Consider the following 20,134-nt stretch of genomic DNA (forward strand, 5'->3'; position numbering starts at 1 on the left):
CCACACGCTAACCCGCGCCCCTTCAGGGGCGCGGGGCACCGCGCGACAGGCCACCGTCAACCCGCGGCCGACGACTCACAGTCGAGGCCGCGGCGGCTATGACTCCCTGTCGACCTGCACCTTCTCCACGGCCACCTTCTCCACAGACACCCCATTGACCCCGGCCGGGCCGCCGGCGGGCACCGCGTTCTGGTTCATCGAGGACAGCAACTGCCGGGCCAGCCCCAGCCCCGTCCCACCCATCGTGAGCGCCTTGGCGAACATGTCCGCCATCCCGTCGGCCCCGTTGAGCAGCACCATGTTGTCGACGTTCCCGAAGGCGGACGCACCCGCCTGCACGATCTCCGGCCACTGCTCGGCCAGTTGCTGCGCGATCACCGCCTCCTGGTTCTCGGCCAGCGCGGCGGCCCGCGCCTTGATGCCCTCGGCCTCGGCGAGCCCCTTCGCCCGTGTGGCCTCGGCGGCGGCGAGCCCCTTGGCCTGCCGGGCGGCGGCCTCGGCCTCACCGGAGATCTGGGTCGCGGTCGCCTCGGCGGCGGCCGCGAGTTCGGTCTCCTTGGCCTTGGCCTGCGCGGCGGAGATACGGGCGTCGCGCTCGGCCTCGGCGAGAGTGCGTTTCTCGTAGGCCTTGGCGTCCGCCGGCTTGCGGACGTCCGCCTGGAGCTGCTGCTCGCGCCGGGCCGCCGCCAGCTCCGCCACCCGGGTCTCCTGGACGACGACCTCCTGCAGGGCGGCCGCCTCGGCGAGCGGGCCGGCCTGCTTGGACTCCGCGGCGGCCTTGTCCCGCTCGGCCTGGTAGCCGGCCTGCAGGATCTCGCTGTCCCGGGTGGCCTCCGCCATCCGTGCCGCGGCCATCTGCTCGGCCTCGGTGGCGAGCCGGTTGGCCTCGGCCTGCGCGATACGGGCGTCCCGCTGGACGGCCGCCGCGTGCGGCATGGCCAGGTTCTTGATGTAGCCGGTCGGGTCCTCGATCTCGTGGATCTGCAGCGAGTCGACGATCAGACCCAGCTTCTCCATCTCCGTCCCGCACGCCGCCCGTGTCTGACCAGTCAGCTTGTCGCGGTCGCGGATCATGTCCTCGACCGTCAACCCGCCCACGATGGACCGGAGATGACCGGCGAACACGTTGTGCACCCGCTCCGAGACCCGCTTCTGCTGATCGAGGAAACGACGGGCCGCGTTCGCGATGGACACGAAGTCGTCGCCCACCTTGAAGATGACGACACCACGGATCTTCAGCGGAATGCCCTGATGGGTCACGCAGTCCACGGAGAGCTCGGTCTGGTTCAGGTCGAGCGAGAGCTTGCGCACCGCCTGCACACCGGGCAGCACGAGCGTGCCGCGCCCCGTGACGATGCGGAAGTTCATGCCCTCCTCCAGGCCCTCCATCTTGGTCTTGGAGCCGGAGATGATGAGCGCCTCGTTGGGTTCGGCGACACGCCACATGAGTTTGAACAGACCGACCATTACCAGGACGGCGCCCAGGGCCGCCCCCGCGATCATGCCGATGAACATCGGCACACCCCCTCTGCCAGGTGCCCTTTCGGCACCGAACGTCGGGAGTGTCCCGCGTGGTTCAGCGATGGACCAGACATCCGGGGACCGTTGTTGCAGTCCTGATGCGAACCGGTGCCAGAAGGCCGACAGACCGGGAGCCGCCGACCTGTCGGACCGTCAACCGTCGTACGCCGCCGACACGTACACCGTGCGCGGCGGCAGATACTCCATCACCATCACGAGCGTCCCCGGCGCGATGCGGTCCTTCGCGGAGGCGGGGTACGCCAGAAAGTGCTCGGCGCCGCCCCGCACCCGGACGATCACCTCGCCGACGAGCCCGGGACCGACCGCACCGGTCACCCGTCCCATCAGCCCGACCATCGACGCTTCGTCCATGGTCACAGCGTACGGGTCGTATCCCGGGCACCGGACCCGCCCGCGCGACCGGCGCCGAACCCGCCGACGCCGCGCGGGCCGAACGCGCTCACACGGCGGGGGAATCCGCGGTGGTCCGCTGCGGCGGCCACAGCTCGTGCCAGCGCTGGTCCGCCTCCAACTGCGCGGCCAGCGACAGCAGGAGAGGCTCGCTGTTCGCCGGGCCGAGCAACTGCGCGCCCACCGGCAGTCCGTCGTCCACGAACCCCGCCGGTACGTTCACGCCGGGCCAGCCCAGCACGTTCCACGGCCAGGCGTACGGGCAGGCCGCGATCATCGCGCGGTCGGTGCCGAGGCCGCCGAGGTTCAGCATGGAGCCGACACGCGGCGGGGGAGCGGCGGTCGTCGGCGCCAGCAGCACGTCGTACGACCGGAAGAGCGCGCCGATCCGCCGGTGCAGCGTGACCTCCGCGCGGCGGGCCAGTCGCAGCGGTGCCCCGCCGAGGAGCCGGCCGAGGCGGGCGGCGTCGAGGGTGCGCCGGTCGAGGAGGCTCTGCTCGGTGATGGCGCCGACCCGTTCGGCGATACCGGCGGTGGCGCGCGGGATGAACGTCAGCCCGATCTGCCCGTAGCGGGGCTCCGCCTCCTCCACCACGTGTCCGAGCGCGGCGAGCCGCTCCGCGACGGCCCGCACCCGCTTCTCCACGCGGGGGTCGAGGCGTGCGGGCAGCGCGGTGAAGGGCGGCCTCAGGGACAGGGCGATCCTGAGCCGCCCCGGATCCCTCCCGACGGCCTCGGAGGCGTTGACGGCGGGGGGCCGGTGCAGGTCGCCCTCGTGGTTGCCGGCGGCCGCGTCGAGCAGGAGGGCGGCGTCGGCGACCGTGCGGGCGAGGGTGCCGTTGACGGTGATGCCCTGGAAGGACTCCGCGTGCGGCCAGGTCGAGACGCGGCCGCGCTGGGGCTTGATGCCGATGAGATGCGTCCAGGCCGCCGGGATGCGGACCGAACCGGCGCCGTCCGAGCCCAGCGCGGCCGGCACGAGCCCCGCGGCCACGGCCGCCGCGGAACCTCCGGAGGAGCCGCCGGGCGTGTGGTCCGGGTGCCAGGGATTCCTGGTTGCTCCGAAGGCCGGCCCCTCCGTGAACGGCCACTGCCCAAGTTCGCAGGTGTTGGTCTTGCCGACGACGATCGCCCCGGCCGCGCGCAGCCGCCGTACGGCCTCGCCGTCCTCCGGCAGCGAGGGGAACTCACCCTGGCAGCCGAACGCGGTCGGTTCGCCCGCCACGTCCATGTCGTCCTTCACGGCCACGGGCACGCCGAGCAGCGGCCGCCGCCCGCCCGCCGCCAGCTCCTTGTCCGCCGCGTCGGCCTCCACGAGCGCCGCCTCGGCCCGCACCCGCCGAAACGCGTTCACCGTCCCCTGACTCGCCTCGATCCGGGCGAGCGTCCCCTCCACGAGCGCCCGCGACGTCACCTCCCCGGCGGCCAGCGCACGAGCACACTCCACGAGACCCGGCGCACGGTCGACACCCATACGGAACACCTCCGGAAGCAGACTTTCTACCGAACGGTAACGTCCGCACGGTCGCGAAGATACGGGGAGGACAAGTTGGCTGACGGGGGCGGCGATTCTTGGCGAGGGGCGAGGGGCGAGGGGCGAGGGGCGAGGGGCGAGGGGCGAGGGGCGAGGGGCGAGGGGCGAGGGGCGAGGGGCGAGGGGCGAGGGGCGAGGGGCGAGGGGGACGGCTGGGCTCGGCTCCGGTGAGCCGCACCCGCACCCGCACCCGCACCCGCACCCGTAGCCGTCCCCGCCCGCCGGACGCGGTCGCTCAGCCGCGTGCCAAGTGCCGCATGGTGAGGGCCAGATGGAGCCGGAGCCGGCCCTGGGGGGTGCGGACCGGCCAGCCGAGGAGGGCCTCCGCATGGGTCAGGCGGTCCTGGAGGGTGGAGTGGTGGACGTTGACGCCGACGGCCGCCGCCCGCAGGCTGGCCGTCGAGGCGACCGCGTGGAGCGTGGCGAGCATCCAGGGCGAGTCGGCCGCAGCCCGCTCCAAGTCCCGTACGTCCGGCGGCGGTTCGGCCCCGGGCCCGATCAGTTCGGCGAGGAGGGCGATCCCACCGAGGTCGTCGGCGTGGACCACCCGCTCACCGGGGTCCTGCGCCGTGCCCTCGGCGGTGAACCGCAACGCGATCCGCGCGCCGTCCCAGGAACCCGGCAGCCCCAGCACGGGCACCGCGGGCCCGACACCGACCCGCCCACCGGGAAGCCTGGTCTCGCCGAGCCTGCCGCCGGCCGCCCGATCCCGCGGTCCACCGTCGCCGGGCCCGACGACGGCTCGACGACCATGTGCCTCCCCATCGCCGAGCCCGCCTTCCCCACGACCACGCGCGCTCCTGCCACCGGGCCTGCCGTCCTCCCGAGCGCGCGGCCCGTCACCACCGGGCGCGTCGTCACGAAGACCGGGCCCGGCGCCGTGCCGGTCACGCGCCTCGCCGTCGGCGAGCCTGCCGGCTCCGCGGGCGCGTCGCGCCTCGTCGTCGGTCGCTCTCCCCTCCCGGCGTACGCGCAGGATGCGGGGCCGGCCGCGGAGTGGCGCGAGGGCGCGGGCCAGGGTCGTGGGGTCGTCGGGGTCCAGGCCGAGGCGGCGGGCGGCGTGGAGGCGCGCCTGCTCGGTGGCGGTGGCGTCGAGGACGGTCTCCACGAGCGCCGGGTCGTCGGCGGGGGAGAGGGGCGCCCGGCCCCGGGTCCGGTCCAGCACCAGCCGGAGGACGCCGGCGGCCCGCTCCAGGATGACCGCGTCCACCACGCTCGGCTCGGCGTTCCCGGCCCGTTCCAGCCACAGCGCGGGTTCGCCGCCCGGGACGAGCGGGGCGGACGGCCAGGTCGGGTCCGGCGGCAGGTCGCTGTCCTGGCGCCGCCCGTCGGGCTCCACCCGCACGTGCACGCGCCGCTCGGTGTCGACCAGCCGCGCGGGGCACCCGGCCAGCACGGCCGCCCCGCGCACCAGCGCCTCCAGCCCGGCCCGCCCCTCGGCCAGCGTGTCGAAGTAGGCGATGACCCGCACAGCCGCACCGGCATCCGGATCCACCGCCGTCAGCCGCCCCGCCAGCTCTTTCATACGACCCATAGTGCGGCATGGGCCACGCCGCACTATGTCCGCGCCCCTGAAGAGCACGGGGAACTGCGCGCCCAGCCCCCACCGACCCGCAGACGGGGGTCGAAGGGGCGCAGCCCCTTGGTGGGGGCACCTCCCGCTCGAGCGAAGCCGAGAGTGGGGGAGGGACGAGTAGGGGCGGCGGGGGCGAAATCCATCGAGGGCCCCAACGCACCGCCCCCAACTCACCACCCCCGACGCACCCCCACCTCACTCCCCGAGCAACCGCCGCAACCACCGCACATGCGCCTCCCGACAGTCACGAGACACCGCCGCCTGAGGCGCGAGCCCGTCGAACCCGTGAAATCCGCCAGGCCAGACATGAAGCTCGGCGACCCCACCCGCCTGCCACAACCGAGACGCATACGCGACGACCTCGTCCCGGAACGTCTCCGCGGACCCCACATCGAGAAACGCCGGAGGCAACCCCGTCAGATCCTGCGCCCGCGCGGGCGCCGCGTACTCGGACACGTCCGGCCCACCCCGCCGCTCACCCAGCAACGCCGTCCACCCCGTCTCGTTGGCCGTCCGGTCCCACACCCCCCGCCCCGCCATCTGGTGGGCGGACGGGGTGTCGTTGCGGTCGTCGAGCATCGGGCACAGCAGCACCTGCCCGATCGGCCGAGGCCCCTTCCGGTCCCGAGCGAGCAACGCCAGCGCGGCGGTCAGCCCACCACCCGCACTCGCCCCCGCGATGACGATCCGCTCGGCATCGCCGCCGAACTCCTCCGCGTGCGCGGCGGTCCACAGCAGTCCCGCGTAGACGTCCTCGACGGGCGCCGGGTGCGGATGCTCGGGAGCCAGCCGGTACTCCACGGACACCACGACCGCGCCCAGCTCTCGCGCCCAGGCCAGCGGCTCGTCCACCCCGACCCGGTTGTTGCCCACGACCATGCCGCCGCCGTGGACGTGGTAGATCACCGGTAGCGGGCCCGGCGTCGCCGGGGCGGCCGGGCGGCAGATCAGCAACGAGATCCCCGGCGCACCCTCGGGCCCCGGCACGATCCGGTCCTCGACCTCGTAGACCCGCCCATGGTGAGGTCGAGCTGTGCCAGCATCTGGATGCCCGGTCCCCGGCGCATCGCGGGGATCTCGTCCATCGTCAGCGCGCGCGGAACCATGTCCTTGATCGCCTCCAGAGCCGCGGCGAGCTCCGGATCGAACGGGGGCGGGATCATGGTCATGGCTTCTCCTCGTGCGGGTACCGCGTCCACGGTTCGTCCGTACCGCGACGCGTGCCAACGGTTCTGTACCGCGATGATGCGCGCGACGGCAGGGCGGGCGGACGCCGTCGTACGGCGGTGGATGCCCGCCATCCGGCGGGTGGCCCGCGGGAAACCCGGGGGAGAGGCGGCCGGCGGAAGCCCGTAGCGGCGCGTCCGGCGGTAGCACGCAGCGGTGCGGTCCGTGGGTGTGCCGACCGCTGTCCGTGCCCACATCGAACACACAGTTCACGCCATAGCTTTCGAGCATCACCACCCCATGGCGCCCGGAAGTTCCGGTCGCCGGACAGCGGAGGCCGGCCCCCGCGCTCGCCGTCCGAGGGCCGGTCGCACGTGTCGGCCAGGCGTGACACCCGTACCGGCCGCCCCCGCCGACCAGTGGGTCGGGTACGGCCACCAGCGGAACCCCGGTCCCTCGGCCGCATCGCGCGACCGTGGCGGTCTCCGGGCGGAGGTCGGTCGCCCATACACCGGGCGGAGGTGGAAGACTGACCGATCGTCTGTTCGGGGCCATCTTCGCCACGCTTGTGGAGATGGCGCGAAATAGCTGTCGGGTTGCACAGATTTCGAACACATTCGCCAAACTGCCCAGCCACAAAGATCGGTGGCCCGAACCCGAGCTCCCGCGTGGCCGGTACTCCCCCGGCCGGAACGACCTTCACCGCTTCTGCAAGGATGCCGTCCTCATGGTGCAGATACCGAAAGAGCCCGCCCCGCCCTCGCCCCTGCAGCGATCCGTGCCCACGAGCGCCGATGTGGCACGACTCGCGGGTGTCTCACGCGCGACGGTCAGTTACGTCCTCAACAACACCAGCGCCGTCCGTATCAGCGAGCCCACCCGCCGCCGGGTCCACGAGGCCGCCAAGGAACTCGGCTACGTGCCGCACGCGGCGGCCCGCAGCCTGCGCGCCGGACACAGCCGCCTGGTCCTGATGCCCACCCCGAACGTGCCCATCGGCCCGCTCTACAGCCAGTTCATCAACGAGATCCAATGGGCCCTCAGCCGTCTCGACTACACCGTGGTGCAGCACGGCGGCATCGGCCTGCGCGGCGACGACGCCGCCCGCGCCTGGGCCGAACTGCGCCCGGTCGCGGTGATCGTGCCCGGCGTCGGCCTGGGCCCGCAGGGTGTGGCCGTCCTCAAGCGCTCCGGCGCCAAGGCCGTCGTCACCCTCACCCCCGAACCCGTCGAGGGCGCCCACGCGCTGATCCTGGACCACGCGGGCGTCGGCCACAGCGCCGGCCGGCACCTGATCGAGCGCGGCCGCCGCCGGATCGGTGTCGTCGTGCCCGAGGAGCCCGGCCTCGGGGTCTTCTCCCAGCCCCGGCTCGCCGGCGTACGGCGCGCGGTGCAGGGCACGGAGGCGACGATCACCGAGCTGCCGCTCGCGTACGACGAGGGGGCCGCGGCCCGGCTCGCCCGCGACTGGCGCTCCCTGGGTCTGGACGCGGTCTTCGCGTACAACGACGAATACGCGATGCTGGTGATGCGGGCTCTGCAGGACGAGGGCATCGGCATCCCCGGGGAGACGGCCGTGGTCGGGGCCGACGACCTGATGCTCGGCCGGCTGCTGCGGCCGCGCCTCAGCACCGTCCACCTGGAGCTGCCGTCCGGACGTCACCTCGCGGAACTGGTCGACCGCGTGGTGCGCGACCCCGCGTCGGTCCCCACGACCCACGACGTACTGGGTGCGAGGATCGTCCACCGCGAATCGAGCTGAACGGCGACCGTCCGAGCCGAACGGCGACAATCGCGCGGGGCCCCGAGGGCGCATCAGCTGAGCGGACAGGGCAGGACCGGATTCCTCGCCTCGGGAGGCGCGTCATGCGCACGACGGTCGGCATCATCGGCGGCGGCCCCGCCGGGCTCCTCCTCGCCCGGCTGCTGCACCGGGCGGACATCGACTGCGTGGTCCTGGAGAGCCGGACCCGCGCGTACGTGGAACAGCACCTGGGGTATCCCCGGCCGGAGGCCGGGGGAGTGCCGGAACGCTGGAGCAGGGCACGGTCGACGCGCTGCGCGCGTGCGGCGCCGCCGAACGCCTGGAGATCGAGGGCGTGGTGCACCACGGCATCGAGCTGCGCTTCGACCGCGAGCGGCACCACCTCGACTTCCCGGTCCTCACCGGCGGCCGTACGGTCACGATCTACGCCCGCACGGAGATCGTGAAGGACCTCGTCGCCCTCCAACTCGCCGACGGGCCAACCTGTTGTTCCAGGCGGAGGCGATCGGCGTCGAGGGCGCGCTCGGCGAGCGGCCGGTGGTGCACTTCGTCCACGACGGCTACCAGGAGGAGCTGTCCTGCGAATGGGTGGTCGGCTGCGACGGCTTCCACGGCATCGCCCGCCATGTCTTCCCGGCCTCGACCCGCCGGGTGTACGAGCACGAGTACCCGTACTCCTGGCTCGGTGTCCTGGCCGAAGTCCCACCGTCCTGCGAGGAGTTGATCTACGCGCGTGGCGAGCACGGCTTCGCCCTGCACAGCATGCGCCCACCCGTCTCCCGCCCCCACCCTTCCGGGGAAGTCGCTTCGCTCCCGGTGCGCACGCCGGTGTCCCGGCTCTACCTGCAGGTCCCGAACGGCACCGACCCCGCCGAATGGCCCGACGAGCGGGTCTGGGACGAACTCGCCGCCCTCCCCCAGCTCTCGGCTTCGCTCGAGCCGGGGGCACCCCACCGCGACCGACGCCGACTGGACCCTGGAACGCGGACCGATCACCGCCAAGGCCGTGACACCGATGAGGAGTTACGTCTACGAGCCGATGCGCAACGGACGGCTGCTGCTCGCCGGGGGACGCCGCCCACATCGTGCCGCCGGCGGGCGCCGAGGGCCTCAACCTCGCGGTCTCCGACGTCCGCGTCCTGGCACGCGCCTTCACCGAGCTGTACGAAGGCGGAAAGGCGCAACTCCTCGACCGCTACTCGCAGTCGTGCCTCGACCGGGTCTGGCAGGCGACCCGCTTCTCGTACGACATGACCAGGATGCTGCACACCCGGCCGGACGGCGGCGCCTTCGACCACCGCCTCCAGCTCGCCAGGCTGCGCCGGATCACGGCGTCCCGGCAGGCGGCCGCCGGACTGGCAGCCAACTACACGGGACTGCCGCTGACCTGGTGAACCGGCCGGCTCACTGACCGTTCTGCTCGACCTGCGCCTGCTGCTCGGCGACGGCCTTGCGGACCTCGTCCATGTCCAGCTTGCGCGCCTGCCCGATGACGTCGGTCAGCGCGGCCTCGGGCAGCGCGCCCGGCTGCGCGAACACGGCCACCTGGTCACGGACGATCATCAGCGTCGGGATCGACTGGATACCGAAGGCCGCAGCCAGCTCCGGCTGCGCCTCGGTGTCCACCTTGCCGAACACCAGGTCCGGGTTGTCGTCGGCGGCCTTCTCGTAGACCGGGGCGAACTGCCGGCACGGCCCGCACCAGGACGCCCAGAAGTCGATCAGGACGAACTCGTTGTCGGTGACCGTCTGGTCGAAGTTCTCCTTGGTGAGCTCCACGGTGCTGCTCATGGCGTGCATCCCTCTTCCTGGTATCGGTGCTCGGGGCGAGCCGCACTCGACAACGCCGCCCCGCGGTGGCGTATTCCGCGCGCGTACCCGTTTGGCCACCGCGCACACCAACAACCAGACTGACCCCATGACGGATACGGAGAACACCGAAGGCGCCGCAGGCGAAGCGACGCCGACCGAGTACGACGTCGTGGTGCTCGGTGCCGGACCAGTGGGGGAGAACGTCGCCGACCGCACCCGCGCGGCCGGCCTGTCCACCGCGATCGTGGAGAGCGAGCTGGTCGGCGGCGAGTGCTCGTACTGGGCGTGCATGCCCAGCAAGGCCCTGCTGCGCCCCGCGATCGCCCGCGCGGACGCCCGCCGTGTACCCGGCCTGCGCCACCTGGTCGACGGCCCACTGGACACCGCCGCCGTGCTCGCCCACCGAGACTACGAGACCGCCCACTGGAAGGACGACGGCCAGGTCGGCTGGCTGGAGAGCGTCGGGGCGAAGCTGTATCGCGGCCAGGGGCGCCTGGCCGGGCCCCGCCGCGTGGTCGTGGACGCCCCCGACGGCGGCCGCCACGTCCTCACCGCCCGGCACGCCGTGGTGGTCTCCACCGGCAGCCGCGCCCTCCTGCCCGACCTGCCGGGACTCGCGCAGGTCAGGCCCTGGACGAGCCGCGAGGCCACCAGCGCGCGGACGGCCCCCGGCCGGCTGATCGTCGTCGGCGGCGGTGTCGTCGCCGTCGAGATGGCCACCGCCTGGCGGTCCCTGGGCTCCGAGGTCACCCTCCTCGTCCGCGGCAAGGGGCTGCTGCCCCGGATGGAGCCCTTCGCCGGTGAACTGGTCGCCGAGGCGCTGGCCGAGGCGGGCGCGGACGTCCGCACCGGTACGTCGGTGACGGCGGTGTCCCGCGAGAACGGAACCGTGGTGGCCCTCACCGACACCGGCGACCGCCTGGAGGCCGACGAGATCCTCTTCGCCACCGGACGCGCCCCGCGCACCGACGACCTCGGCCTCGACACCGTCGGCCTGGAACCCGGCTCATGGCTGCCCGTCGACGACAGCCTCCGGGTGACGGGCAGCGACTGGCTGTACGCGGTCGGGGACGTCAACCACCGGGCGCTGCTCACCCACCAGGGCAAGTACCAGGCCCGGATCGCCGGGGCCGCCATCGCCGCCCGCGCGGCCGGGGTCCCGCTCCTGGAGAGCGACCCCTGGGGCGCCCACGCGGCCACCGCCGACCACGCAGCCGTCCCCCAGGTCGTCTTCACCGACCCCGAGGCCGCCGCCGTCGGCCTCTCCCTCGCCGAGGCCGAACAGGCCGGCCACCGGGTCCGCGCGGTCGACGTCGAGTTCTCCTCCGTCGCGGGGGCGGGCCTGTACGCCGACGGCTACCGGGGCCGCGCCCGTATGGTCGTCGACCTGGACCGCGAGATCCTGCGCGGCGTCACGTTCGTCGGCCCCGGCGTCGGTGAACTCATCCACTCCGCCACCGTCGCCGTCGCCGGAGAGGTCCCGATCAACCGGTTGTGGCACGCGGTGCCCTCGTACCCGACGATCAGCGAGGTGTGGCTGCGGCTGCTGGAGGCGTACCGGGGCTGAACCGGCCGGCGCGACGGGGCGGACGTCGCCTGTCGTGGCGCAAGTCGGGGCGCTAGCTGTTCTGTTCGGGGAGAAGGAAGCCGAGGGCGCGGGCGGCGTCGGCCGGGGTCGGATCGTTCCAGCGGTCGGCCATCGCCTGGTTCGAGGAGAGGGAGCGCAACTCGGCGTGGTCGAGGTAGAGCATGCCGTCGAGGTGGTCCGTCTCGTGCTGGACGATCCGGGCGGGCCACCCCGAGAACTCCTCGTCCACCGCCCGCCCGTGCTCGTCGAGCGCGCGTAGGCGCACCTTGGCGTGCCGGGCCACCACGGCCTGCCAGCCCGGCACGCTCAGACAGCCCTCGAAGAACGCGTCCCGGGACGGGCCCACGGCCTCGTACGCCGGATTGACCAGGACGCGGAACGGCTGCGGGACCCGGCCCCGGGCCAGCCGCACCTCCTCAGGGACCGGCGCCGGGTCCTCGATCACCGCGATGCGCAGGGGCACCCCGACCTGGGGTGCGGCGAGGCCGACGCCCGGGGCCGCGTGCATGGTGGCGCGCAGGGCGGCGACGAAGCGGGCCAGGAGGCCCGGGGCCAGCTGGCCGTCGAAGGGCTCGGCGGTGCGGCGCAGGACCGGATCACCCGCGGCGACGATCGGCAGCGGCCCCTCGTGGGCGAGGAGCTCCTCTACCCGGTCGCTCAGGGGGCGGGACTCGGTGCGATCACGTTCGGAAGGCATCGGGCCAGGATGCCAACCCCGATCGCGCGACGCGAGGCGGCTCTCGCGGAGACCCGCCCGCGAAGGGACGAGAAGTACCGGAGATGGTGCGTGACCCACATCACACAAAGCGCCGGGAACTCGGAGGCCGCACGCCCCGACTACTGAACCGCCACGTCGTCCCCGCAACCCGGAGCGTCCGCCGATGACCATCGCCCCCTCGACCGAGACGGACGAGCCCCAGAAACCCGTCGCCAAGCCCGACGGCGCCACGAAGGGCTGGGCCTCGCTCAGGCCCCTCGTCCTGCGGCTGCACTTCTACGCGGGCGTCCTCGTCGCCCCGTTCCTGCTGGTCGCGGCGCTGACGGGTGGGCTGTACGCCGCCTCGTTCTCGATCGAGGACATCGTCTACGCGGACCGGACGACGGTCGCGAAGGTGGGCGACGAGAAGCTGCCGATCTCCGAGCAGGTGGCCGCCGCCCGCAAGGCGCACCCCGAGGGCACCATCGCCGCCGTCCGCCCCTCGCCGGAGGACGACGCGACGACCAGGGTGATGCTGACGGGCGTCGAGGGCATCGACGAGACCAACACGCTCGCGGTGTTCGTCGACCCGTACACGGCTCAGGTGCGCGGCGCCCTGGAGCAGTACGGCTCCACGGGCGCGCTGCCGGTGCGGACCTGGATCGACAAGTTCCACGCCAACCTCCAGCTCGGCGAGACCGGCCGCCTCTACAGCGAACTCGCCGCGAGCTGGCTGTGGGTCATCTCCGGCGGCGGCCTCGTGCTCTGGTTCGCCCGCCGCCGCGCGCAGCGCAAGGTGCGCGGCACCAGCGGCCGCCGCCGCACCCTGGGCCTGCACGGCACCGTCGGCGTCTGGGCCGCCGCCGGGTTCCTCTTCCTCTCGGCGACGGGCCTGACCTGGTCGACGTACGCGGGGGCCAACATCGAGGTCCTGCGCACCGAGCTCCACCAGGCGACCCCGGCCATCTCGGCCGCCGCGGGCGACCACGGCGGCCACGACGAGGCCGCGGCGGACGGAGGGGCCGCCGCGGAGGGTGACCTGGTCAAGATCCTCGCCGCCGCCCGCGCCGAGGGCCTCGGCGACCCGGTGGAGATCGTGCCGCCCGCCGACGAGTCCTCCACGTACGTCGTCAAGCAGGTTCAGCGCAGCTGGCCCACCAAGCAGGACGCGGTGGCCGTGGACCCCGCCACCGCCGAGGTGACCGACACGCTCCGGTTCGCCGACTTCCCGATCCTCGCCAAGCTGTCCCGCTGGGGCATCGACGCCCACACCGGCGTCCTGTTCGGCCTCGCCAACCAGCTCCTCCTGATGGCCCTCGCGCTCTCCCTGGTCATGCTCGTCCTCTGGGGCTACCGCATGTGGTGGCAGCGCGGCCGCGCCTCGTCCTTCGGCCGCCCGATCCCCCGCGGCGCCTGGCAGCAGGTACCACCCCAGATCCTGGTCCCCGCCCTCGCCCTCATCGCCGTCCTCGGCTACTTCGTGCCCCTCCTCGGCATCCCGCTCGCCGTGTTCATCGCGGTGGACGTCGTCCTGGGCGAGATCGCGCATCGGCGCGGGAAGCGGTCGTACGAGGGCCGGGTGGAGGCGAAGTAGGTCCGCCGGGGGAGACGGGACAGGTCTCTTGGCGGAGGCAGGAACAGGTTTTGCGGCGGAGGCCGGAACGGGTCTCCCGGCGGAGGTGAAGCAGCGCGAGGGGGCGCGTCCGGTCGGACGCGCCCCCTCGCGCTGTGACGTCGTCCACAGCCGCTCGACTCTCGGGCTACAGCCGCTCGAAGTCGCCCGAGAGCGCCGAGGCGATCCGCAGATGGGACTCCGCCTCGTCGTGGCGGGCCTGCCGCTGGAGTGTGCGGCCCAGCATCAGCCGGGCGTAGTGCTCCACCGGGTCCCGTTCGACGAGAACGCGCAACTCGGCCTCGGCGCGGCGCAGTTGGGCCGAGTGGTAGTAGGCGCGGGCCAGCAGCAGCCGTGGGCCGGTCTGTTCCGGAACCTCCTCGACCAGCGGGCCGAGGACGCGCGCGGCTGCGGCGTAGTCCTTGGCGTCGAAGAACATCCGGGCGCGTTCCCAGCGCTCGGCCGATGTTCCGTGGTCGTAGTACGTCGTGTCCACTGGTGACCTCCTTCGACGGCCCACAACCCCCACTGTCTGTTGAATATTCCACTACTTCATCGCGGCCAGCTCCGCGTTGGCCCGCTCGGTGATGAGCGTCAGTACGCGCCCGGCGGCCGCCAGGTCCTCGGCGGGGATGTCGGCGTAGATCCGGGCGGAGATGGGTGCGGTCTCGGCGGCGGACCTGGTGAAGGATTCCCGTCCGGCGTCCGTGATCCTGAGCCGGGACGGCTGTGCCGGGTCCGTCTCCACCAACTCCGCGGCGACCAGCTCCTCGACGACGGCCCGTATGTCGGTTTCCCCGACCTTGAGGGCGTCGACGACCTGGTCCACGAGCCGGTCGCGGTCGACGGGTTCGTCGGCGACCGCGACGACCCGGAGGGTCACCGACTGCGGGAACGTCAGGCCGTGGCCGGTCAGCACCCTCTCCAGTACCGCGCGGCCGGCGTAGTGGGCGAGGGCGATGACCCGGGGGTTGGTCGTGGGTGCGACGGCGGTCATGACTGCTCCTTCTCGTGTGCGTGCTCGGTGGAAGGGGGGAGCGGTACGTCGAGCAGGGTGGTCAGCTCGCGGGCGAACTGGTGCGTGCGGGCGCCGTCGAGGCCGCCGAGCGGCTCCAGCAGCCGGTGCAGCAGCCCCTGGACGACCTCGATCGCGCGCCGGGTGACCTCGCGCCCCTGCTCGGTCAGCTCCAGCCGCACGGCGCGGGGGTCGCGGGGGTCCCGGGCGCGTTCCAGGAGGCCTGCGGTCTCCAGGGCGCGGGCGAGCTTGGAGACGTACAGGGCCTCCAGCCCGGTGTGGTCGGCGAGCTGCCGCTGGCTCGGCCGCTGTCCGGCCCGGTGCATGCCGTACAGCGACGCCACCAGCGCGTACTGCGCGTGCGTCAGCCCCAGCGGGGCGACCGCGCGATCGACCGCGACCCGCCACTTCATGGACAGCCGCCAGACGAGAAATCCGGGCGTCCCGCCCTCGAAAGCCGTACTCACGAGAGATACCGTACATGGCTACTATAGTCATGGCTACTATTTTCGATCGAGGCGGCGGGCGGGCCGGATGCGCGCCCCGCGCCGTTTCCGAGTCACGTGACCCGGGGCGGGAGGGGGGATGGCTGACGGTGGGAGCCGGACGGGTCTAGGTTGTGGAGCATGAGCAATCTTGATCGCGAGGCGGTGCCCGCGGTGTGCGGTGGCCGTGGCTTCGTGGTGGCCGAGCCGGTTCGTGAACTCCTCAGCCCCCGCCGGGTGAAGCTCGGCGAGTCCACCGAGGTGCGGCGTCTGCTGCCCAACCTGGGCCGCCGCATGGTGGGAGCGTGGGCCTTCGTCGATCACTACGGGCCCGACGACATCGCCGACGAGCCCGGCATGCAGGTGCCGCCGCACCCGCACATGGGCCTGCAGACGGTCAGTTGGCTGCATCAGGGGGAGGTGCTGCACCGCGACTCCACGGGCAGCCTCGCGACCATCCGCCCGCGCGAGCTGGGACTGATGACCTCCGGGCGGGCCATCAGCCACTCGGAGGAGAGCCCCAGGTCGCACGCCCGTTTCCTGCACGGCGCCCAGCTCTGGGTGGCGCTGCCGGACAGCCACCGGCACACCGACCCGCGCTTCGAGCACCACGCCGAACTGCCCGTCGTCACGGCGGCCGGCCTGAGCGCCACCCTCATCCTCGGCTCCCTGGACGGCGCGACGTCACCCGGCACGACCTTCACGCCGATCGTCGGCGCCGACCTGACCCTGGCCGCCGGCGCCGACCTGCGCCTCCCTCTCGAACCCGACTTCGAGTACGCCGTCCTCTCCATGTCCGGCGAGGCGCATGTCGACGGCGTCCCCGTCCTCCCCGGCTCCATGCTCTACCTCGGCTGCGGCCGCACCGACCTCCCCCTCCGCGCCGACTCGAACGCCTCCCTCATGCTCCTCGGCGGCGAACCCTTCGAGGAGGAGCTGATCATGTTCTGGAACTGGATCGGACGGTCGCAGGAGGAGATCGCGCAGGCGCGTCGGGACTGGATGGAAGGGACGCGATTCGGGGAAGTGAAGGGGTACGAAGGGGACCCGTTGCCGGCCCCCGCACTACCGCCGACGCCTCTGAAGCCGCGAGGAAGGGCTCGCTGACCTGCGAATGTGGCTGATTGGTCGGTGACGGGTGGGTGACTCGCCGCCGTGCGTTGGCTTCCGCGGTTCCTTCGTCTGCGGGAGGGCGGCTGGGCGCGGCGTAAGCCCGACGCGGGTGCTGAGCCATTCCACGGTGTTTCCGTCTTTGGGTGGCTGTGGCAGGACGCTTAACCCTTTGCCAACCGTGCTGACGCGTCATCAGATGTCGGTAGGGGTTGGTGTCCTGCCTTTGCGGGGGTAGGGCGGTCGCTGCAGGCCGGGTGGTCCCTGGACGACTTCCGACTTGGCGAGTGACCGAGTCCCAGGCGGGCAGGGGGACTTGGTGCGCGACCTGATTCGACGACGCCTCCGTCGCCGAGGTCGTGCCGGCCTTCGAGCGGATGGCAGCGACCGCGGTTCCTCGCCAGCTGCCGCTGGACAGCCCGCCCCTCGTCCTGGGCGCCCGCCTCACCCGCGGAGGCGCCAAGGCCTCGGGAGTACGGCGTCGGCTCTTCACTGCGACGTTCGATGTCGCTGGTAGATGGGGTTACTGCAGGACCGCGGCGCCGACTGCCGCCGCTGGTGCCGGGGGCGGCACTGGTCGCATCCGTGGTAGGCGATGGTTGACTGCGTGCGACCCTGGTGGCTGGTCGTGCTCAGGGCCGCGGTGGCTGCATATCCCGGTGGGGCCGTGAGCGATGTCAAACTCCACGCTGTGAGGGGGGCGGCCCTGTCGGTGAATTGGGGTCCTGGACCGATGTTCACGGTCGGACGACGGGCCGCCGCACAGCCGGCTCCCAAGCCCTTGAGGTACGCCGTTTTGCGGACCCGGCATTCGAGCAGAGCGCGGGAGCGGTGAGCAAGCGGTAAGCGCCGGATGGCCTCCCCCTCGCTGGGGTGCAGCGTGTGCGGCAGTGTTGCCTCGGTAGAGTCGGCGGCTGCGAAACCGATACCCACGGGTGTCCGGGCGAGGGCGATCACGACGGTGGTGCGCGCGTGTCGCCGTTCAGTGAAACAACCGTGGTTCTGGATCACTTTCCGTGCCAGAGCCACGGAGGGTCACCACAACCGCGATCATGAACGGCCGTGGGTGATGTGTTCCTCCAGGACCTGTGGTTCCACCGGGTCGAAGGCGTTGTGCTCGAAAGTGCAGTGGTCGACGGCGAGTTGGTGATCGTGCGGGCCCGCGCGTCGGCGGAGCGGGCTGCGTGTCCTGCTTGCTCGACGACGTCGGGCCGAGTGCACAGCCGATACGCCGCCTCGCCGACACCGCAGTCGGCGGTCGTCACGTGGTGATCGAGTTACAGGTCCGGCGGTTCCGCTGCCGCGACCGCGCCTGCCGGCAGGCCACGTTCGCCGAGCAGGTCGACGGGCTGACCTTCCGGCACGGGAGACGAAGCGCTGGGCTGCAGACGGTGCTGCAAAAGGTGGCGGTGATGCTGGCGGGCCGGGCCGGCGCCCGCCTGGGCGGACACGCTCGCGGTCCGGGCGAGCCGGTCTACGCTCCTGCGGCTGATACGCCGCCTTCCGGAGCCGGAAGTGCACACACCACGGGTGCTCGGAGTGGACGAGTTCGCCCTGCGCAAGGGACACAACTACGGCACGATCCTGGTAGACATCGACACGCGCCGTCCGGTCGACCTGTTGCCCGACCGGGCCACGGCAACGGTGGCTGCCTGGCTCACCGACCATCCCGGCGTCGAGGTGATATGCCGTGACCGGTCGACCGCTTACGCCGAGGCCGGACGGCTCGGCGCCCCGGATGCGATCCATGTCGCGGACCGGTGGCACATCTGGAAAAACCTGGTGGACGCCGTCGAGAAGACGGTCATCCAGCACCGCGCCCTGCTGCGCGAGCCGGAGGAAACTCCCCCGGTCCGCGCTGAGCCCCTCGAGAATCCGGCTCTTATGCCGCGTTCCCTGGATGAGCCACGACAGTCAGGCCGTCTGTCCGATCGGGTGCGGGAGCAGCACTCGGCCGTCCATGCCCTGCTGGATGAGGGGCTCGGGCTGCGGCCGATCGCCCGCCGGCTGGGCCTGGCCCGCAACACCGTCCGCCGACTCGCGAATGCGGCCACCGCGGACGAGCTCCTCGTCGGACGGTGGACCGGCAGGACCAGCATCCTCGATCCCTACAGGCCCTACCTGCATCAGCGGTGGGCGGAGGGCTGCACCGTCGCCCGCCGCCTGTTCGAGGAAGTCCGCGAGCGCGGCTATCCCGGTGGCGAGAGCGTCGTGAAGAAGTACGTGCAGCGGCTCCGCGAAGCCTTCCCGCACGACGATCCGCCCCGCAAAGCGCCGTCCGTGCGGGACGTGACCAGCTGGATCACCCGTCGCCCCGACCGCCTCACCGACGACCAGGCCCAGCAGCTCAAGCAGATTCTCGCCCGCTGCCCCGCCCTCGGTAGAACCGCCGAACACGTCAGTCTCTTCGCCGAGTTGATGAACGACCGCCGGGGCCGGGACCTCAGTCAGTGGACAGAGCGCGTGCAGGCTGACGACTTGCCCGCCCTGCATGGCTTTGTCACCGGCCTCGGCCAGGATTTCGATGCCGTCGTCGCCGGGCTCAGCCTGCCCTACAGCTCTGGAGCGGTCGAGGGCCACAACAACAAGATCAAGATGCTGAAGCGGCAGATGCTCGGCCGCGCCAACTTCGACCTGCTCCGCAAGCGGGTCCTCCTCGCAGCGTGAGGCCGTTCATGATCGCGGTTGTGATGACCCTCCGCGGCTCTGGCACGGAAAGTGATCCAGAACCCGTGCAGGTCTGGCCCAGAACATGGGAGTGCCAGTTGGTGCGCGCGCCCGGTGAGAAGCGGACCATGTCGACGCCAATCCGGGTCGGCTCCTGGCCGTCGTGGACGACGTCCCACCAGACGTCACCGGTGAACCAGCCCGACGGGGCCTCGTTGCTGGGCTGCTGCTTGACGAACTGCATGGCGCCTCACACATCGTCGCCTGCGAGCGGGGTTTGGGATGCCGGCCCGACGACGCCGTCGCGGCCCGTCCCTATCGGGCGACGTAGCCGCCGTCGACGGGGAGGGCGACGCCGACGACGAAGCCGGCTCCGGGGCTGCACAGCCACAGGACGGCGTGGGCGATCTCCTCGGCGGTGCCGAGGCGGTTGATGGGCTGGTTGGCCTCGGCCTCGGCGCGGTCGAGCTCCCCCTTGGTGATCATGTCGCTGACCATGGGGGTGTCGATGGTGCCGGGGCAGACGGCGTTGACGCGGATGCCGCGCGGGGCGTATTCGAGGGCGGCGCTGGTGGTCAGGCCGATCACGCCGTGCTTGGAGGCATGGTAGGAGGCGCGGCCGGGGAGGCCGACCAGGCCGCCGAGCGAGGAGCAGTTGACGATGGCGCCGCTGCCCTGGGCGCGCATGTGCCGCAGCTCGTGCTTCATGCAGGCCCACACGCCGCGGAGGTTGATGGCGTTGACGCGGTCGAACCGCTCGGCGGGTTCCTCGGCGGCATCGCTGGGCGGGATCTGGATGCCGGCGTTGTTGTAGGCCATGTCGAGGCGGCCGAAGGTCTCGACCGTGCGGTCGACCGCGGCGGCGACCTGTTCCTCGTCGCTGACGTCGCAGGTGAGGGCCAGCACCCGGTGGCCGACGTCGGTGAGGTCCTTCGCGGCGGCGTGGAGAGCGGCTTCGTCGACGTCGGTGAGGGCGACGGCGGCCCCGGACTCGGCGAAGGCGCGGGCGGTCGCCAGGCCCATGCCTGAGGCGGCTCCGGTGACGAGGGCGACCTGACCGGTGAAGTCGTAGGTGGGGTTCACGTCGTGCTCTCCCATCGTGGATGATCTGTGGTTCTGGAGTCCCCCGTTCCGTTCATGGCAGGGGGCTGCTCGCTTGCTTTGTGCGCTGGGT

At 72.4% G+C, this 20,134-nt stretch carries 15 protein-coding genes and 2 pseudogenes; 6 read left to right on the forward strand and 11 right to left on the reverse strand.

Annotation, left to right across the window (positions count from 1 at the left end; genetic code table 11):
- Positions 1-96: 96 nt before the first annotated feature.
- The 5 genes and pseudogenes from OG272_RS42690 to OG272_RS42710 form a co-directional block, all read right to left on the reverse strand.
- A complete protein-coding gene (locus tag OG272_RS42690) occupies positions 97-1,515 on the reverse strand; it encodes a flotillin family protein (protein ID WP_405895801.1) in 1,419 nt (472 codons plus the stop codon).
- 159 nt (positions 1,516-1,674) lie between these two features.
- Positions 1,675-1,899 carry a hypothetical protein gene (locus tag OG272_RS42695; protein WP_326574369.1) on the reverse strand — a complete coding sequence of 75 codons (225 nt, stop codon included), beginning with the start codon at positions 1,897-1,899 and terminating at the stop codon, positions 1,675-1,677.
- Between the two features lie 82 nt (positions 1,900-1,981).
- Complete coding sequence (locus OG272_RS42700; RefSeq protein WP_326574368.1) at positions 1,982-3,406, reverse strand: amidase; 1,425 nt, start codon at positions 3,404-3,406, stop codon at positions 1,982-1,984.
- Positions 3,407-3,701: 295 nt separating this feature from the next.
- Positions 3,702-4,991, reverse strand: coding sequence for a helix-turn-helix domain-containing protein (locus OG272_RS42705; protein ID WP_405895802.1), 1,290 nt, complete (start codon positions 4,989-4,991; stop codon positions 3,702-3,704).
- Between the two features lie 246 nt (positions 4,992-5,237).
- Positions 5,238-6,211 (reverse strand): annotated as a pseudogene (locus OG272_RS42710) (alpha/beta hydrolase).
- Between the two features lie 725 nt (positions 6,212-6,936).
- On the opposite strand from OG272_RS42710, the gene OG272_RS42715 reads away from it, so the two are divergent.
- Both OG272_RS42715 and OG272_RS42720 read left to right on the forward strand, forming a co-directional pair.
- On the forward strand, positions 6,937-7,971 hold the full coding sequence (locus OG272_RS42715) for a LacI family DNA-binding transcriptional regulator (RefSeq protein ID WP_405895803.1): 1,035 nt from the start codon (positions 6,937-6,939) through the stop codon (positions 7,969-7,971).
- Between the two features lie 104 nt (positions 7,972-8,075).
- Positions 8,076-9,368: pseudogene (locus OG272_RS42720) on the forward strand (4-hydroxybenzoate 3-monooxygenase).
- A 10-nt stretch (positions 9,369-9,378) separates the two neighbouring features.
- Here OG272_RS42720 and trxA read toward each other — a convergent pair.
- The gene (gene trxA, locus OG272_RS42725; RefSeq protein ID WP_326574364.1) at positions 9,379-9,765 is read right to left on the reverse strand and encodes a thioredoxin; all 387 of its coding nucleotides are present in this window, start codon (positions 9,763-9,765) and stop codon (positions 9,379-9,381) included.
- A 127-nt stretch (positions 9,766-9,892) separates the two neighbouring features.
- Between trxA and OG272_RS42730 the strand changes: the two genes are divergently transcribed.
- Positions 9,893-11,353, forward strand: coding sequence for an NAD(P)/FAD-dependent oxidoreductase (locus OG272_RS42730; protein ID WP_326574363.1), 1,461 nt, complete (start codon positions 9,893-9,895; stop codon positions 11,351-11,353).
- Positions 11,354-11,405: 52 nt separating this feature from the next.
- Here OG272_RS42730 and OG272_RS42735 read toward each other — a convergent pair whose 3' ends face one another.
- Entirely contained in the window at positions 11,406-12,071 is a 666-nt protein-coding gene (locus OG272_RS42735) for a peptide deformylase (protein ID WP_327726655.1), read from the reverse strand.
- 184 nt (positions 12,072-12,255) lie between these two features.
- Between OG272_RS42735 and OG272_RS42740 the strand changes: the two genes are divergently transcribed.
- The gene (locus OG272_RS42740) at positions 12,256-13,665 is read left to right on the forward strand and encodes a PepSY-associated TM helix domain-containing protein (RefSeq protein WP_405895804.1); all 1,410 of its coding nucleotides are present in this window, start codon (positions 12,256-12,258) and stop codon (positions 13,663-13,665) included.
- Between the two features lie 166 nt (positions 13,666-13,831).
- On the opposite strand, the gene OG272_RS42745 is transcribed toward OG272_RS42740, so the two are convergent.
- Genes OG272_RS42745 through OG272_RS42755 form a run of 3 tightly spaced genes read right to left on the reverse strand, consistent with a single transcriptional unit; the run spans position 13,832 to position 15,165 of the window.
- The gene (locus tag OG272_RS42745) at positions 13,832-14,179 is read right to left on the reverse strand and encodes a tetratricopeptide repeat protein (protein WP_326574360.1); all 348 of its coding nucleotides are present in this window, start codon (positions 14,177-14,179) and stop codon (positions 13,832-13,834) included.
- A 51-nt stretch (positions 14,180-14,230) separates the two neighbouring features.
- Positions 14,231-14,680, reverse strand: a complete 450-nt coding sequence (locus OG272_RS42750; RefSeq protein WP_328224488.1) for a MarR family transcriptional regulator — start codon at positions 14,678-14,680, stop codon at positions 14,231-14,233.
- Entirely contained in the window at positions 14,677-15,165 is a 489-nt protein-coding gene (locus OG272_RS42755) for a MarR family winged helix-turn-helix transcriptional regulator (RefSeq protein ID WP_405895805.1), read from the reverse strand. Before OG272_RS42755 ends, OG272_RS42750 begins: the two co-directional genes overlap by 4 nt.
- A 159-nt stretch (positions 15,166-15,324) precedes the next feature.
- On the opposite strand from OG272_RS42755, the gene OG272_RS42760 reads away from it, so the two are divergent.
- Both OG272_RS42760 and OG272_RS42765 read left to right on the forward strand, forming a co-directional pair.
- Complete coding sequence (locus OG272_RS42760; RefSeq protein WP_326574357.1) at positions 15,325-16,290, forward strand: pirin family protein; 966 nt, start codon at positions 15,325-15,327, stop codon at positions 16,288-16,290.
- 1,542 nt (positions 16,291-17,832) lie between these two features.
- Positions 17,833-18,960, forward strand: a complete 1,128-nt coding sequence (locus OG272_RS42765; protein ID WP_405895806.1) for a transposase — start codon at positions 17,833-17,835, stop codon at positions 18,958-18,960.
- A 315-nt stretch (positions 18,961-19,275) separates the two neighbouring features.
- Here OG272_RS42765 and OG272_RS42770 read toward each other — a convergent pair whose 3' ends face one another.
- Positions 19,276-20,043, reverse strand: a complete 768-nt coding sequence (locus tag OG272_RS42770) for a glucose 1-dehydrogenase (RefSeq protein WP_327732060.1) — start codon at positions 20,041-20,043, stop codon at positions 19,276-19,278.
- Between the last annotated feature and the right edge of the window lie 91 nt (positions 20,044-20,134).

It is taken from the genome of Streptomyces sp. NBC_00104, from assembly GCF_045160825.1.
Taxonomy (GTDB): Bacteria; Actinomycetota; Actinomycetes; order Streptomycetales; family Streptomycetaceae; genus Streptomyces.